This window comes from Mycolicibacterium arabiense (genome assembly GCF_010731815.2).
Taxonomy (GTDB): Bacteria; Actinomycetota; Actinomycetes; order Mycobacteriales; family Mycobacteriaceae; genus Mycobacterium; species Mycobacterium arabiense.
In genome coordinates this window covers 787,984-802,227 of sequence record NZ_AP022593.1, presented here as the reverse complement: position 1 = coordinate 802,227, position 14,244 = coordinate 787,984, and the positions used below count along the sequence as shown (strand labels likewise).

Annotated in this window: 17 protein-coding genes and 1 tRNA gene; 9 read left to right on the top strand and 9 right to left on the bottom strand. The window is 69.1% G+C overall.

What is annotated here, in order from left to right:
• The first annotated feature begins 61 nt into the window (after positions 1–61).
• Positions 62–1,240 (top strand): dephospho-CoA kinase, encoded by a 1,179-nt coding sequence (coaE, locus tag G6N61_RS05520; RefSeq protein ID WP_163917617.1) that lies wholly within the window; start codon positions 62–64, stop codon positions 1,238–1,240.
• Positions 1,241–1,244: 4 nt separating this feature from the next.
• On the opposite strand, the gene G6N61_RS05515 is transcribed toward coaE, so the two are convergent.
• From G6N61_RS05515 to G6N61_RS05505, 3 genes are read right to left on the bottom strand one after another with little or no spacing between them, the layout of a single operon-like run.
• Positions 1,245–1,871: a hypothetical protein gene (locus G6N61_RS05515; RefSeq protein WP_179973574.1), complete on the bottom strand. Its 627-nt coding sequence runs from the start codon at positions 1,869–1,871 to the stop codon at positions 1,245–1,247.
• Between the two features lie 11 nt (positions 1,872–1,882).
• Positions 1,883–2,389: a ribonuclease FAU-1 family protein gene (locus tag G6N61_RS05510; protein ID WP_179973645.1), complete on the bottom strand. Its 507-nt coding sequence runs from the start codon at positions 2,387–2,389 to the stop codon at positions 1,883–1,885.
• Between the two features lie 8 nt (positions 2,390–2,397).
• A complete protein-coding gene (locus G6N61_RS05505; protein WP_163917616.1) occupies positions 2,398–2,694 on the bottom strand; it encodes a hypothetical protein in 297 nt (98 codons plus the stop codon).
• A 71-nt stretch (positions 2,695–2,765) separates the two neighbouring features.
• On the opposite strand from G6N61_RS05505, the gene uvrB reads away from it, so the two are divergent.
• Positions 2,766–4,928 (top strand): excinuclease ABC subunit UvrB, encoded by a 2,163-nt coding sequence (uvrB, locus tag G6N61_RS05500; RefSeq protein WP_163917615.1) that lies wholly within the window; start codon positions 2,766–2,768, stop codon positions 4,926–4,928.
• A gap of 38 nt (positions 4,929–4,966) precedes the next feature.
• The gene (locus G6N61_RS05495) at positions 4,967–6,355 is read left to right on the top strand and encodes an MFS transporter (protein WP_163917614.1); all 1,389 of its coding nucleotides are present in this window, start codon (positions 4,967–4,969) and stop codon (positions 6,353–6,355) included.
• Here G6N61_RS05495 and G6N61_RS05490 read toward each other — a convergent pair.
• Positions 6,352–7,092, bottom strand: a complete 741-nt coding sequence (locus tag G6N61_RS05490; RefSeq protein ID WP_163917613.1) for an MgtC/SapB family protein — start codon at positions 7,090–7,092, stop codon at positions 6,352–6,354. The two genes, G6N61_RS05495 and G6N61_RS05490, sit on opposite strands and share 4 nt — an antisense overlap.
• An 89-nt stretch (positions 7,093–7,181) precedes the next feature.
• Here G6N61_RS05490 and G6N61_RS05485 point away from each other — a divergent pair, with 89 nt between their 5' ends.
• Complete coding sequence (locus G6N61_RS05485; RefSeq protein ID WP_163917612.1) at positions 7,182–7,937, top strand: DUF899 domain-containing protein; 756 nt, start codon at positions 7,182–7,184, stop codon at positions 7,935–7,937.
• A 61-nt stretch (positions 7,938–7,998) separates the two neighbouring features.
• Positions 7,999–8,069: transfer RNA gene (locus tag G6N61_RS05480), tRNA-Cys, on the top strand.
• Between the two features lie 20 nt (positions 8,070–8,089).
• On the opposite strand, the gene G6N61_RS05475 is transcribed toward G6N61_RS05480, so the two are convergent.
• Entirely contained in the window at positions 8,090–8,497 is a 408-nt protein-coding gene (locus tag G6N61_RS05475) for a hypothetical protein (RefSeq protein ID WP_163917611.1), read from the bottom strand.
• A 58-nt stretch (positions 8,498–8,555) separates the two neighbouring features.
• Positions 8,556–8,783: a hypothetical protein gene (locus G6N61_RS05470; protein ID WP_163917610.1), complete on the bottom strand. Its 228-nt coding sequence runs from the start codon at positions 8,781–8,783 to the stop codon at positions 8,556–8,558.
• 489 nt (positions 8,784–9,272) lie between these two features.
• Here G6N61_RS05470 and G6N61_RS05465 point away from each other — a divergent pair, with 489 nt between their 5' ends.
• The gene (locus G6N61_RS05465) at positions 9,273–9,623 is read left to right on the top strand and encodes a hypothetical protein (RefSeq protein WP_163917609.1); all 351 of its coding nucleotides are present in this window, start codon (positions 9,273–9,275) and stop codon (positions 9,621–9,623) included.
• Positions 9,624–9,688: 65 nt separating this feature from the next.
• Here G6N61_RS05465 and G6N61_RS05460 read toward each other — a convergent pair whose 3' ends face one another.
• The gene (locus G6N61_RS05460; RefSeq protein ID WP_163917608.1) at positions 9,689–10,150 is read right to left on the bottom strand and encodes an Rv1352/Rv1906c domain-containing protein; all 462 of its coding nucleotides are present in this window, start codon (positions 10,148–10,150) and stop codon (positions 9,689–9,691) included.
• Positions 10,151–10,429: 279 nt separating this feature from the next.
• On the opposite strand from G6N61_RS05460, the gene G6N61_RS05455 reads away from it, so the two are divergent.
• The 3 genes from G6N61_RS05455 (at position 10,430) to G6N61_RS05445 (ending at position 13,028) form a co-directional block, all read left to right on the top strand.
• Positions 10,430–11,440 carry a hypothetical protein gene (locus G6N61_RS05455; RefSeq protein WP_179973573.1) on the top strand — a complete coding sequence of 337 codons (1,011 nt, stop codon included), beginning with the start codon at positions 10,430–10,432 and terminating at the stop codon, positions 11,438–11,440.
• 27 nt (positions 11,441–11,467) lie between these two features.
• Positions 11,468–12,319: an acyl-CoA thioesterase gene (locus G6N61_RS05450; RefSeq protein WP_163917607.1), complete on the top strand. Its 852-nt coding sequence runs from the start codon at positions 11,468–11,470 to the stop codon at positions 12,317–12,319.
• 265 nt (positions 12,320–12,584) lie between these two features.
• Positions 12,585–13,028: a universal stress protein gene (locus tag G6N61_RS05445; RefSeq protein WP_163917606.1), complete on the top strand. Its 444-nt coding sequence runs from the start codon at positions 12,585–12,587 to the stop codon at positions 13,026–13,028.
• Positions 13,029–13,037: 9 nt separating this feature from the next.
• Here G6N61_RS05445 and G6N61_RS05440 read toward each other — a convergent pair whose 3' ends face one another.
• Together G6N61_RS05440 and G6N61_RS05435 are read right to left on the bottom strand one after the other, a co-directional pair.
• Positions 13,038–13,538: a DUF427 domain-containing protein gene (locus tag G6N61_RS05440; RefSeq protein WP_163917605.1), complete on the bottom strand. Its 501-nt coding sequence runs from the start codon at positions 13,536–13,538 to the stop codon at positions 13,038–13,040.
• Positions 13,535–14,224, bottom strand: coding sequence for an MBL fold metallo-hydrolase (locus tag G6N61_RS05435; protein ID WP_163917604.1), 690 nt, complete (start codon positions 14,222–14,224; stop codon positions 13,535–13,537). The genes G6N61_RS05440 and G6N61_RS05435 overlap by 4 nt, the downstream gene beginning before the upstream one ends.
• Positions 14,225–14,244: the final 20 nt, after the last annotated feature.

The window sequence follows — 14,244 nt, the reverse complement described above, 5'->3', positions numbered from 1 at the left end:
AACGCCCCGGCTCTTGGAGCCGGGGCGTTCGCCGTTTCGGCGCCCCTGACAGACTGGTGCCGTGCTGCGAATTGGTCTGTCCGGCGGTATCGGTGCCGGCAAGTCGACGGTGTCCAAGACGTTCGGTGAACTCGGCGGCATCGTCGTCGACGGCGACGTGATCGCCCGCGAGGTCGTCGAGCCCGGAACCGAGGGGCTCGCCAAGCTGGTCGAGGCCTTCGGCGAGGACATCCTGCGCCCCGACGGCGCGCTGGACCGGCCCGCGCTGGCAGCGGTCGCGTTCAGCGACGACGCCAAGCGGGCCACCCTCAACGGCATCGTGCACCCGTTGGTCGGCAGGCGACGTCAGGAGCTGATCGACGCCGCACCTGCGGACGCGGTGATCGTCGAGGACATCCCGTTGCTCGTCGAATCACAGATGGCGCCGATGTTTCCGCTCGTGATCATCGTCCACGCCGACGAGGACCTACGGGTCTCCCGGCTCATCGAGCACCGGGGATTCACCGAGGCCGACGCCCGAGCCCGCATCGCCGCGCAGGCGACCGTGGAGCAGCGTCGTGCCGTCGCCGACGTGTGGCTCGACAACTCCGGCCCCGCAGAGGATCTGGTGGCGGCCGCCAGGGCGCTGTGGCACGACCGGATCGTGCCGTTCGCACACAACGTCCAGGCCGGGGAGCCGGCCCGCGTGGCGCCGGTCCTGGTGCCCGCCGACTCGTCGTGGCCCGAGCAGGCGACGCGAATCGTCAACCGGCTCAACACGTCCTGCGGCCATCGGGCGCTGCGCATCGACCACGTCGGGTCGACTGCCGTACCGGGCCTCGACGCCAAGGACGTCATCGACGTCCAGGTCACCGTCGAGTCGCTCGACGTCGCCGACGAGCTGGGCTCGGCATTGGCCGCGGCGGGCTATCCCCGAGTCGAGTCGATCGTTGCCGACGTCGCACACACCGACGAGTCGGCGCTGTGGCAGAAGCGCTTTCATGCATCTGCCGACCCCGGTAGGCCCACCAACGTGCACCTGCGCGTCGAGGGCTGGCCGAATCAGCGTTTCGCGCTGCTGTTCCGGGACTGGCTGCGGGCCGAGCCCGACGTACGCGGCGAGTACCTCGAGCTGAAGAAGCGGATCGCCGACGCCGGACATCTGACGTCCGGAGACTATGCCGACGCCAAGGAGCCGTGGTTCGCCGACGCCTACGGTCGCGCCGTGGACTGGGCCGAACGGACCGGCTGGACTGCCTAGTCCGTCAGGCGACGGGCGCAGGCGGAGCGACTGCGGGGTCGGCAGGCGGCAGCGGCGCCGCGGGTACGGGTGCGGGTGCGTCGACCGGTGCGGTGTTGCCCTGCGGGAAGTTGCCCACCGACCCGCAGCTGAGCACGCCGTAGCCGGGGTCGTTGCGCTGCGGCGTGAACCGGGGAGCGACGAACTGGTCGGCCTGGGCGACGATCTGGTCGTCGACCAGGATCTCGCAGTGCAGGCTCGCGGAGTAGGGCCATTGGATCGCGACCTGCATGCCGGCCTGCTGAGGATCGGACACGACGCCGGTCGTCTCGAAGGTGCGTCCCGGCACCATCGTCGGATCGGCGGTGTTGAACTCGGTGTCGGAGAGCTTGTAGGTGATCGTGGCGCCGCGCGAGACGCCGTCGACGCGTGCGCGGTACACGACGTTGTGCGGTCCCTCGCCGAACTGAGGTGCCGCGGGTTCGGCTGGGGGCGTGGCGCCTTCGGCCGGGGTGGCAGCTGACTCCTGCTGCACGTCGGGCAGCGGGGGTGCCGCGGGGTCTGCCAGCGCGACGGGCGCAGCGAGCTGCGCACCCACCGCGAGGACGGTCACGACGAACGCCGCGTGCCGCCCGCGCTTGCTGAAACTCATGACAGCAGACTTTACGCCGAGCGCCACGTGAGGACCATTTCACGCTGATCAAGCCACCGGTCCAGGTCATAGCCGTGCCGGGCGAGACCGTCGACAGTCGCGACCGCCGTGTGGATTGCCCGGTCCGCCGTTTCCTGGTCGAGCAGCCCGCCGCACACGGCGGCCACCAGTTCGTCGGCATCGACCAGTTCGACGCCGCGCCCGGTTCGTACGACGAGGTCCAGGTAGTGATCCTCGGTGCGCCACACGTCCCCGTCGACCGAGATCCGGCCCACGTCCAGGTAGAGGTCCTGGTCGCGCTCGTAGCCCGGATTGAAGTGGAACACCGTCGCCCGCAGGTCGAGACTCGGCAGCAACCATGACTCCAGGTAGTGGAACTGCGCCCGGCCGGGAGCCGGGCGGGCCATGTACAGGCCCCACGGGGTGACGGTGTAGACCTCGACGTCACGCACGATGCCCTTCGGGTCGGTGTTGGTGCGGTGCCGTACGTCGAAGGTCTCTCGTTTGGGTGGATGGATCGGCGGCGTCACGAGCGGTACCGGCGAAGGTCGACGACGAGCGGCCGATGACCGTCGGGCCGGGTCAGCATCCGCAGTAAGAAGCCGGCGAGCAGGCACCCCGCGAACCCGGCCCACAGCAGGCTGGCGGCATCCAGCCAACCGCACTGGCTGGACGGTCCGAGACCGTTGTCGCCGCAGCTCACGCCCATGAGGTCGGCCACGCGTCCCGGCCCGGGCCAGATCAGCGCGACGGCGCAGCCGAGGCTGACCAGTAGGAGGAGGAGGCCGAGTAGTCGGAGGGCGACTCGCAGCGGTTCGCGCACGGCGTCACGCTAACCCGTCGCGGGGCACGGCGGGAATGAACTTGTCGGGGGACGCGCTTAATCTGGAGACCATGGCCTTCGCTACCGAACATCCCGTACTCGCGCACTCCGAGTACCGCCCAGTCGAGGCGATGGTGCGCGCCGGAAACCGGTTCGAGGTGGTCAGCGAATACGAGCCAGCGGGCGATCAGCCAGCGGCCATCGAGGAACTGGAACGCCGCGTCAGGGCGGGGGAGCGCGACGTCGTGCTCCTCGGTGCCACCGGTACCGGCAAATCGGCCACCACGGCGTGGCTCATCGAGCGCCTACAGCGGCCGACGCTGGTGATGGCTCCCAACAAGACGCTCGCCGCACAGCTGGCCAACGAGCTGCGGGACATGTTGCCGCACAACGCCGTCGAGTACTTCGTCTCGTACTACGACTACTACCAGCCCGAGGCGTACATCGCGCAGACCGACACCTACATCGAGAAGGACAGCTCGATCAACGACGACGTCGAGCGCCTGCGACACTCGGCGACGTCGAGCCTGCTGTCGCGCCGCGACGTGGTCGTGGTGGCCTCGGTGTCGTGCATCTACGGCCTCGGCACGCCGCAGTCGTACATGGACCGCTCGGTGGAACTCCAGGTCGGCCAGGAGGTGCCCCGCGACGCGCTGCTGCGGCTGCTCGTCGACGTGCAGTACACCCGCAACGACATGTCGTTCACGCGCGGCACGTTCCGGGTGCGGGGTGACACCGTCGAGATCATTCCGTCGTACGAGGAGCTGGCCGTCCGCATCGAGTACTTCGGCGACGAGGTCGAGGCGCTCTACTACATGCACCCGCTGACCGGCGACGTCATCCGCAAGGTCGACTCGCTGCGGGTGTTCCCGGCCACGCACTACGTGGCGGGGCCCGAGCGCATGGCGCAGGCGATCGAGAGCATCGAGCGGGAACTCGAGGCCCGGCTGGCCGAACTCGAGGGCCAGGGCAAGCTGCTCGAGGCGCAGCGGTTGCGGATGCGCACCAACTACGACCTCGAGATGATGAAGCAGGTCGGGTTCTGCTCCGGCATCGAGAACTACTCGCGGCACATCGACGGGCGCGGTCCCGGCACGGCGCCTGCGACGTTGATCGACTACTTCCCCGAGGACTTCCTGCTGGTCATCGACGAGTCGCACGTCACCGTGCCGCAGATCGGCGGCATGTACGAGGGCGACATGTCCCGCAAGCGCAACCTGGTCGACTTCGGCTTCCGGCTGCCGTCGGCGGTCGACAACCGCCCCCTGACGTGGGAGGAGTTCGCCGACCGCATCGGCCAGACGGTGTACCTGTCGGCGACGCCGGGCCCCTACGAACTCAGCCAGACCGGTGGCGAGTTCGTCGAGCAGGTCATCCGGCCGACCGGTCTGGTCGACCCGCACGTCATCGTCAAGCCGACCAAGGGCCAGATCGACGACCTCATCGGGGAGATCCGCAAGCGCACCGAACGCGACGAACGCGTGCTGGTGACGACGCTGACCAAGAAGATGGCCGAGGACCTCACCGACTACCTCCTGGAGACGGGCATTCGAGTGCGGTACCTGCACTCCGAGGTCGACACGTTGCGCCGCGTGGAGTTGTTGCGGCAGCTGCGCCTCGGCGAGTACGACGTCCTGATCGGCATCAATCTGCTGCGCGAGGGTCTCGACCTGCCCGAGGTGTCGCTGGTGGCGATCCTCGACGCCGACAAGGAGGGCTTCCTGCGGTCGCCGCGAAGCCTCATCCAGACCATCGGTCGCGCGGCGCGCAACGTGTCGGGCGAGGTGCACATGTACGCCGACAAGATCACCGATTCGATGCAGCAGGCCATCGAGGAGACCGACCGGCGGCGCAGCAAGCAGATCGCGTACAACCAGGAGCATGGCGTCGACCCACAGCCGTTGCGCAAGAAGATCGCCGACATCCTGGACCAGGTGTACCGCGAGGCCGACGACACCGAGGCGACCGTCGACGTCGGCGGATCGGGGCGCAACGCGTCCAGGGGACGGCGTGCGCAGGGCGAGCCGGGCCGTGCGGTCAGTGCGGGGATCTACGAGGGCCGCGACACCAAGTCGATGCCGCGGGCCGAATTGGCCGACCTGATCAAGGATCTGACGGCTCAGATGATGACCGCGGCGCGGGATCTGCAGTTCGAATTGGCGGCTCGCATCCGCGACGAGATCTCGGACTTGAAGAAGGAGCTGCGCGGCATGGATGCCGCCGGCCTCAAGTAGCTTGACCTCAACCTCGGTTCAGTTCCTACCGTGAGCGCATGACGGAACTCGAGGTGGCTCGAAGCGGTTGGCGCGAGCTGTTGGGCCCGAAGCACGTCGGGGCCTCGACGGTCCTCGCCGGTGGCGTCGCGCTGTACGCCACCAACGAGTTCCTCACCATCAGCCTGCTGCCGAGTACGGTCGGCGAGATCGGTGGGCAACGCCTCTACGCGTGGGTGACGACGGTGTACCTGGTGTCCTCGGTCGTCGCCGCCACGACGGTCAGTTCCACGCTGTCCCGCCTCGGGCCGCGACTGGCCTACGTGGCGGCGCTGTCGGTGTTCGGTGCGGGCAGCGTGCTGTGCGCCGTTGCTCCGACCATGGAACTCCTGCTGGCAGGGCGGGTCGTGCAGGGCGCTGCGGGTGGTTTGATGGCCGGGCTCGGCTACGCCGTGATCAATGCGGCCATGCCGCAGTCGCTGTGGACCAAGGCGTCGGCCCTGGTGTCGGCGATGTGGGGAGTCGGCACCATCGTCGGGCCGGCTGCCGGTGGTCTGTTCGCGCAGTTCGGTTCGTGGCGTTGGGCATTCGGGGTGCTCGCCATCCTCACCGCGGCGATGGCGGTCCTCGTCCCGTTCGTCCTGCCCCGGCGTGCCGGGCATGGACCGGCCGTGCAGCGCATCCCGGTGTGGTCGCTGCTGCTGCTCGGTGCGGCCGCACTCGCCATCAGCGCGGCGGGAATCGCGAAGCACGCGGCGATGACGGCGGGCCTGCTCGGCGTCGGCGCCGTGCTGGTCGGCGTGTTCCTCGTCGTCGACCGGCGTCTCGCGGCATCGGTCCTGCCGCCCACGGCATTTCGACCCGGCCCGCTGAAGTGGATCTACCTGACGCTCGGAATGTTGATGACAGCAACGATGGTGGACATGTACGTGCCGCTGTTCGGTCAGCGCCTGGCGGGGCTGGTTCCGGTGGCCGCGGGATTCCTGGGCGCAGCGTTGGCCGTCGGATGGACCGTCGGCGAGATCTCCAGCGCCTCGGTGACCGGCCCCCGGAACGTCAGGCGGCTGGTGATGTCCGCGCCGCTGGTGATGGCGACGGGCCTCGCCGTGGGCGCGATGACCCTGGTGGACGGCGCCACGGCGGGCATGGTCGCGGTGTGGGTGGTCGCACTCGCGATCACCGGGACCGGCGTGGGCATCGCGTGGCCGCACCTGTCGGCGTGGGCGATGGGCTCCGTCGACGACCCGGCCGAGGGCGGCACGGCTGCCGCCGCGATCAACACCGTGCAGCTCATCTGCGGCGCCTTCGGCGCGGGCCTGGCCGGCGTCGTGGTCAACATGACCGACCGCGGCGACGAGACGGCCGCCCGGTATCTGTTCGCGACGTTCGCCGCGTTGGCCGTCCTCGGCGCGGTGGCGTCCTACCGTGCGAGCCGGGAACGGGCCTAGTCCGGGTCGGGGTCGTCGTCGAGTCGACGGATCGCCGTCACGCCCTCGATCGTCGCCAGCACGGCGGGCGCGTTGACTATTCCGTTGCCCGACAACGTGAGAACGATGCCGGACTGTCCGTGCCCGGCGCCGAGCGGTTCGCCCGCGGGGTCGCTGGCGAGTTCGGCGAGCTGCCAGCCGCGGCGCTCGCACGCCTGCAACAGTCGGGTGAGCACGCCGCGCCCTTCGTCGTAGACGACGTGCATTCGGATCGACCCGCTGAGCCGTGACGCGAGCCGCCTGGCCACCGGCATGAACCCGAGCACGATCAGGAAGTGCATTGCCGTGACGGTGCAGGCCAGCAGCAGCAACCCCGAGCCGGCGGCCATCCCGATGGCGGCCGATTCCCAGACCGCGGCGGCAGTGGTCAGTCCGTGGACGGAGCCGCGGCGGAAGATGATGATGCCCGCTCCGAGAAACCCGATGCCCGAGACGATCTGAGCCGCGACGCGGGACGGGTCCACGACGACGAGTTCGGGTTGCAGGACGTCCTGGAATCCGTACTTGCTCACCAGGAGGATCAGCGCAGCGGCGGTGCCGACGATCGTCTGGGTGCGCAGGCCGGCGCTCTTGCCCTGCACCTCGCGTTCCAGGCCGATGAGTGCGGTGAGCCCGAAGGCCACGAACAACTCGACGATCTGGCGGGTGCCTTGGCCGGGGCCGCCGAAGAACGGTGGGTCGGCGAGCAGCTGCAGCATGCCGACAAGGTATCGCGACGCGGTCGCATCGGCGATGAGTTCCCGGCGGCCGGGCGGTCTCCATTGGTGACCGTTCGAAAGGGGACGCCATGAACATCGATTCGACCGCCTGTCCTGAGGTCGTCGGCCGCGACGAGTGGCTGACGGCGCGCCGAGAGCTGCTCGTGCGGGAGCGGGAGGCGACGCACCTTCGCGACGCGGTCAACGCCCAGCGCAGACGGCTGCCGATGGTGAAGGTGGAGAAGGACTATGCGTTCCAGGGTCCGGATGGCGTCGTCGGCCTGGCCGACCTATTCGAGGGACGACCGCAGCTCTACGTCCACCACTTCATGTGGATCGACGCGACCGACCGTGGCTGCCCGAGTTGCACCGTGGCAGCAGACCTCACGTTCACCGAGCGGGACCGAGCCCTGCTCAATGCCCGTGGAGTCACGTTCGTCGCGGTATCGAGGGCGCCGTACGCCAGCATCGCCCGCTATCGGGACGAACGCGGCTGGACCTTCCCGTGGTACTCCTCGCGCGACGGGGACTTCACCTACGACCTCCACGTGACGCTCGACCCGTATCGCGCTGCGGTGGAGTACAACTACAAGTCCCTGGCGGAGCTGCACGCCGACGGCTGGTCCGACGACGAACTGCGGGGCGACTGGCCGGGAGCCAGCGTGTTCCTGCGCCGCGGCGACGAGGTGTTCCACACCTACACCACCTACGCGCGCGGCCTGGACCCGTCGTCGGCGGGCTATCCGTTCCTCGACATCACGCCCTATGGGCGCCAGGAGGCCTGGGAGGACTCACCCGAGGGTTGGCCGCAGAACGGACCGGCCGTCGGGGTGCCACTCCAGTAGCAATCACGGGGAGCGAAACCCTGGGCGCGCAGCGGTACACACTGGCATCGTCATGGACAACGCGGGTGTGGCTGAGTGGCTAGGCACCGGCCTGCAAAGCCGTTTACACGGGTTCGAATCCCGTCACTCGCTCGCGTATGGCTCCGTCGGAGCTAGAGGACGGCCGTAATCGGCCCCAGCAGTTGCCAATTGGGCCCGGAGGCATCGTCGAACACGGCGCCGAGGCCCCTGCCGGTCGAGGTGTAGGCGGCCCCCGGTTCGTGGGTCGTGAACACCGCAGCGGTGCCGGACCCGCGCCCCTGACTGCACTGGGGTGTGGAGTCGATGCGCTGAACGCACACGACGCTCACGCGAGGACTGAATGGGCCAAGGCACCCGGCCGGAGCCACCGTGGCGGTGACGACGTCGCCGTCGGGGGACGGCACGACGTGCGGCGGCGACAGCGTGAACGAACACGGCGTGCCGGGTGGTGGGAGTTCGGCGTGCGCGGTGAACGGACCCGCAGCAGTACCCGGAGCCAGGGCCAACAGGGCGGTGAGAACCACGACGCTCCGGTTCATACCCGGATGGTAGATCGCCGCCGGGCCCGATGGACCGGGTACCGCTGGATCGGGGTCGCTACTTAAGCCACTTCCACGGCTTGTCCCAGTGACCGGGCGGCACACCCACGAACTGGCCGACGTGTCCCGGTGGAACGCCGATCAGCTGACCGACCTGTCCGGGCGGCGGTGGCTCGATCCACCAGTAATCGGGGTCGGCCTGCGCGGTCGCGGAACCGAAGCCGAGCGCTCCCGCGGAGAGTGCGGCAGCGGCAGCCGACGTTGCTGCGAGCTTCTTGACTTTCATCTTCGGTGCTCCTTCGATTCGTTGCGGCCGCCGATATGCCCTGACTCATTCGAATGGCGACGAGCGCCCATTCCGAAATCGGCGGCTGCAAACGGTTTATCGAGCCTGCGGCGACGCCCGTTACCTCCAAGCTCGACGCCGGTTCGACGGACTGGGCGATCTGTGCAGTTCAGCGCCCTGCTAGAAGGTTGTCGAGAATTTCTCTTCAAGGTCAGTAACGATCATGAATGGCGACCCGACTTACCGATCGAAGGCTGACGTGGTGTGATGAAGATCAATACTTACGCCGCAGTTAATTAGCTAGCCGCATTGTACGCGTCGCTCATTAACATTTCCTGTGATTTCGGTTTGACTATCCGCGCCGTGGGCAATTTCCGTTGCTGGAAGCAGAAGGTGCACCTAGCGCTGGCGGGCCATTCCCGCCTCCGGTATGCAGCACGATTGGTCGGGGGTCCGGCTTACTGCTTCCGCTCATCAAGGGAGTTACTCATGAAGAACACGCTCACGAAAGCAGCAGCAGGCGCCGTCTTCGGCGGGTCGTTGATGTTCACGGGAGGCCTCGGCCTCGCGAGTGCCGAGCCGGTCCAGATTCAGGATGGCCTGGTCAACCTCGCGCTCGGTGACATCACCGTGCTCGAGGACGTCAACGTCGGCGTAGCGGCGCAGATCACCGCTCTGGTCTGCGACGTCGTCGACGTCGGGAACGTGACGGCGCTGGCCACTGCCGTAGACGCCGGATCGGACGACCAAGAGGTCCTCTGCGAGAGCGCAGCAGGGCCGGTCACCGTGACGCAGAACGGACCCGGTGGTTCCGAGAACGCCCCCGGCCGCCAGCGGTAGGAAACGCGCAGACGCCGCCCGCATCCTCCGAGATGCGGGCGGTGTCGCGTTGTCTCAGTGCCGTATCAACCGGCCGGCGGGGGCGGCGCACCTGCTGCCGAGCCGAGCTGCGAACCGAGGATGCTCAGGATTGGCCCGATCGCGCCGGACGGCGGGCCAGGCGGGGGTGGGCATACCGACTGGGAGCAATCGGTCAGCTGCCACGTCTGACAATCGTTCGTCGTGAACGAGGTATCCGTGGGGTCGATCGTGACCACGGGTGCTCGTTTCGTCAGCCCGTTGTCGATCATCTTCTCGCCGCTGGTGCGCTTCCAATAGCAGGCGCCCCCGTCGACGGGGCCCGCGGACTTGTAGACGCCGGGCGCGATGTCGGCGCCCACCGCATAGGTGCCGTCGGTGTCGATGGTGTTCTTGGGGGCAGGCGGCGGCGCGGGCGCCGGCGCCGGCTCGGCGACGGCCACGCCCGCCGACGCCCACATGCCGACGAGTGTGATCGCCGCAGCGACCGATGCCTTCGTGGACCTCATGGTGGTCCAGCTTAGCTGCCCTAACCACCGGGTCCCAGCGAGTACAGCGGCACAGGGGTCGCCCGGGCAAACACCGTCTGTCAATTCGATTCGCAGACAACGGTTCTCGCAGCAAATTCGGTGGTACCCGCAGGTGGTCTCGGATCCGCCTCTGCGCGGCAACGGTTCGGTAACCGCGCATTCGTGGCCACTTGCGCCACATCAGTCACACGTTAGGTTTCTCGTGACGCACGTCCGCAGCGGACTTCCCGCGTCGACATACTCTCCGGGGAAGGCACGTTGAGCGCGACGAATCGGGTGGCTGCGGCGGCGTTCACGTCCGGTCTCCTCTGGCCCGCACTGCTCGTCTGTCCGAGCGGCTGGGCTGATCCCGGAGTGAGCCCCGGGGTGCCGTGCATGGGCATCGTCGAAGATCTCGCCGCATCTCCGCCGAGTCAGGCCGAGGTGCACGACGCAGCGGCGGCAGCCCTGGTGAATGCGGTGCCGCCGCCGCCAGTGCCGCCGGTGCCGCCACCAGCTCCGCCGGCCACGGTGCCTCTCGACCTCGTCACGCCGGCGTTGGCCTCGGCGCCCACGGCTGCGCCGGTGGTCGACGCCGCGGGCGCGCTCCCGCCTGCGGCGGTCGCGGCAGCACCGGTCGTCGACGCCGCGGCCACCGCCATCCCGTTGGGCACTGCTCTACCCGCCGCCATTCCGGCTGCCGGAGCGCCGCTGCCCGTGGTTCTTCCGCCCGCCATCGCGCCGCCGGTCGCGATTCCGCCCGCCGTGCCCGCGGCCCCCGTCGCGGACATGGCCGCAGCTGCCCCGGCTCCGGTCGCAGCGCCGGTATCCGAAGCAGCTGCCGCCGCGCCGCCCCCGGCTCCCGCCGAGCCGCCGCCGCCGCCCCCCGCTCCCGTCGAGCCGCCACCACCGCCGCCCCCCGCCGAGCTGCCACCACCGCCGCCACCGCCACCGGCCGAGCCGGCCCCGCCACTCCCGCCACCGGCGACCGCCACGCTGACCGAGGCCGCAGCACCGCTATCGGCACCGGCCCTCGCGCCCGAAGCCGCGGCAGCCGCGGCGGCGGCGCCGATCGTCGACGCCGCCGCGCTCGCGGTGCCACCCGTGCCCGTCGTGCCTGCACCGCCCGGCATCCCGATCGGCAGCGCGCTTCCCGACATGGGTCTGCAATTGCCGAGCACGCTCCCCATACCAAGGGACCTGGTGTGCGAGGGCACCGCCTGGTCTGCAGAGCGGTCGACCGAGCCCGGCGGAGCAACTCCGAGCGACGCGCGACGCGGCGACTGGTAGCGAACGGGCTTGCGGCATGATGCCGCCGTGAGCTTTCCATCGCCGTCGCTGGCCGACGTGATCACCACGCTGCAGGTCGAGCAGGTCGGCGACGGGCAGTTCGTCGCGACGCAGCTGGACAACCCGGCGCATCACATCGTCGGTGGACACATCGCCGGGCAGGCGTTGATGGCGGCCAGTCGCACCGCACCGGGGCGCATGCCGCACAGCGTGCACGTCTACTACCTGCGCGCCGGCGACGCCCGACTTCCCGTCGAGTTCGAGGTCGTGAGGTCACGCGACGGCGGAACGCTGTCCACTCGTCGGATCACGGCGACGCAGGGCGATCAGGTGCTGCTGGAGGCACTCGCGTCGTTCAGCACCGAGGTCGGAGGGCCGGAACATCAGAGCGCCATGCCGGACGTGCCGGACCCGGAGACGCTGCCGGCCATGCAGGACCAGCTGGCGGACTACGCCGACGAACTCGGCGGCTACTGGTTGCGGCCGTTGCCGTTCGACCTGCGCTACGTCGACGCGCCACCACGTCTGGCGCTCGAACACCCGGATCCGTCGTCGCGCCTGCGAATGTTCTGGCGGGCAACCGATTCCGTGCCCGTAGACCCGGTACTGCACAGCTGCCTGCTGACGTATCTGTCCGGCACGACGATGCTCGAGACGGCCCTGGTCATGCGACGGGCCACGCCCATCAGCACCTTCAACGCGCTCATCGACCACGCCCTGTGGTTCCACCGTCCGTTCGATCCCGCGGAATGGGTGCTCTCGGATCAGTTCTCGCCGAGTGGGATCGACGGCCGCGGCCTGGCCACCGCGACGATGTACGACCGGTCGGGACGGGTCATCTGCATCGCGACGCAGGAGCTGTACTTCGGCCGCAAGTGAGTCCGCGTGCGAAAGCCGTTGACGGAGGCGATGATTCCGTGGCGGCCGCCGCGACCATGACTCAGGTCACGACGCCCCTCGCATTGCGACGCGGGCACCGACCCCCGGCGGGGGTACCGTTCATCACCACTCGCCCGCGCGCCGACGCCCTCCGGTTACCATCAGTGCCGGTAGAACGCTCGCCATCCGGCGAATCGCACCCCACTTGCGGGTCGACCGGTTACTGTTCGGCGGTGGCGTTGGAATCGATACTTGGAGGGCATGCATGAGCAGCTACAAGACCGTGGTTGTCGGAACGGACGGCTCGGATTCGTCGCTGCGCGCAGTGGATCGGGCAGGCGAGATCGCTGCCGGTTCGGGCGCCAAGCTGATCGTCAGTACCGCCTACTTCCCGCAGAACGAGGACGCACGCGCCGCCGACCTGCTCAAGGACGAGGGCTACAAGATGTCGGGCAACGCCCCGATCTACGCCATCCTTCGTGAGGCTCGGGACCGTGCCCACGCCGCGGGGGCCACGGACATCGAGGAGAAGGCCATCGTCGGCGCTCCCGTCGACGCGCTCGTGGAACTCGCCGAAGACGTGAAGGCCGACCTGCTCGTCGTCGGCAACGTCGGCCTCAGCACGATCGCCGGGCGTCTGCTCGGGTCGGTGCCCGCCAACGTCGCGCGCCGGTCCAAGACCGACGTGCTCATCGTCCACACGTCCTGATCCGGCGGGCTACCAGCCCATCGATCCAGGGATGCCCTTGAACGGGCCGACCACCCAACTGGTGATCCAGCCGCCGTAGAACCCGCCGGGCTGCGATTGGACCTGCTCACCGTTGACGGTGCAGCGGTCGGTCTGCGCAGCGATGACGGCGATCGCTCCCGCCAGCGGCTCGAATCCGCGCGTCGGGGAGTGGTACGTCCATGCGGCGCGCGCCGCCGTCCGCATCGGGGTCACCAGGTCGTAGTAGCTGGCCCGACCCTTCCACTCACACCACGACGAGCCGTCGGCCTCGCGCAGCACGCCCTCGGCGAAGGCCGAGGCCGGCAGGTAGTAGGTGGGCGGGTGACTCGTCTCGAGCACTCGCCAGCCACGCTCGGTGGAGGCGACGGTCTGACCGCCCAGCTCCACGGTGATCGAGCCGCGGAACTCCTCGAGCCGGGGTGGCCGCGGGTAGTCCCACACGGACTCTTGGCCGGGTCCGGGCTTGTCGGGGGTGGGCCAGCCGCTCACCACCCACGCTCCCGCCACTCGTCGAGGTGCGGGCGTTCCGCCCCGACGGTGGTGTCGTCCCCGTGGCCGGGGTAGACGACCGTGGAGTCGGGGTAGACGTCGAACACCTTGGCGCTGACGTCGCCGAGGAGTCGCTCGAAGTCGCCGTCCCGCCAGGTCTTGCCGACGCCGCCGGGGAAGAGGCAGTCGCCGGTGAACAGCTGTACGACGCCGCCGGTCGCGTCTCCGCCGAGCGCGAGCGCGACCGATCCCTCGGTGTGTCCCTGCAGGTGGACGACGTCGAAGACGAGGTCGCCGACCTCGACGGTGTCGCCGTCGGCCAGCAGGCGGTCGGGCCGCACCGGCAGCGGCTCGGCGTCGAGTTGGTGGGCGGCGGTCGGGGCGCCGGTCTTGCCTGCGACCTCCTCGAGGGCGAACCAGTGGTCGGGATGCTGGTGCGTGGTCACGATCAGCGACAGCTTCGGGGCGCAGTCCGCGACGAGGTCGAGCAGGACGTTCGCGTCGTTGGCGGCGTCGATGAGTAGGGTCTCGCCGGTTCGGGAACACGTGACCAGGTAGGCGTTGTTGTCCATCTGGCCCACCGAGGCCTTGACGATGGTCGCGCCGGGGAGGTTCCGGCGCGCGGCGGTACCGGGATTTACGTGCCCGGTGTATTCGTCGGTGACCGAGATGTGTGTGCCAGTCATGGAGGCCACGGTATCGGGCT

Bases quoted from the DNA above. Each gene is read 5' to 3' on its own strand.
- G6N61_RS05515 (WP_179973574.1), bottom strand. From the start codon at position 1,871: ATGAGTTTCAGCAAGCGCGGGCGGCACGCGGCGTTCGTCGTGACCGTC.
- uvrB (WP_163917615.1), top strand. From the start codon at position 2,766: ATGGCCTTCGCTACCGAACATCCCGTACTCGCGCACTCCGAGTACCGC.
- G6N61_RS05495 (WP_163917614.1), top strand. From the start codon at position 4,967: ATGACGGAACTCGAGGTGGCTCGAAGCGGTTGGCGCGAGCTGTTGGGC.
- G6N61_RS05490 (WP_163917613.1), bottom strand. From the start codon at position 7,092: ATGCTGCAGCTGCTCGCCGACCCACCGTTCTTCGGCGGCCCCGGCCAA.
- G6N61_RS05485 (WP_163917612.1), top strand. From the start codon at position 7,182: ATGAACATCGATTCGACCGCCTGTCCTGAGGTCGTCGGCCGCGACGAG.
- G6N61_RS05475 (WP_163917611.1), bottom strand. From the start codon at position 8,497: ATGAACCGGAGCGTCGTGGTTCTCACCGCCCTGTTGGCCCTGGCTCCG.
- G6N61_RS05470 (WP_163917610.1), bottom strand. From the start codon at position 8,783: ATGAAAGTCAAGAAGCTCGCAGCAACGTCGGCTGCCGCTGCCGCACTC.
- G6N61_RS05465 (WP_163917609.1), top strand. From the start codon at position 9,273: ATGAAGAACACGCTCACGAAAGCAGCAGCAGGCGCCGTCTTCGGCGGG.
- G6N61_RS05460 (WP_163917608.1), bottom strand. From the start codon at position 10,150: ATGAGGTCCACGAAGGCATCGGTCGCTGCGGCGATCACACTCGTCGGC.
- G6N61_RS05445 (WP_163917606.1), top strand. From the start codon at position 12,585: ATGAGCAGCTACAAGACCGTGGTTGTCGGAACGGACGGCTCGGATTCG.
- G6N61_RS05435 (WP_163917604.1), bottom strand. From the start codon at position 14,224: ATGACTGGCACACACATCTCGGTCACCGACGAATACACCGGGCACGTA.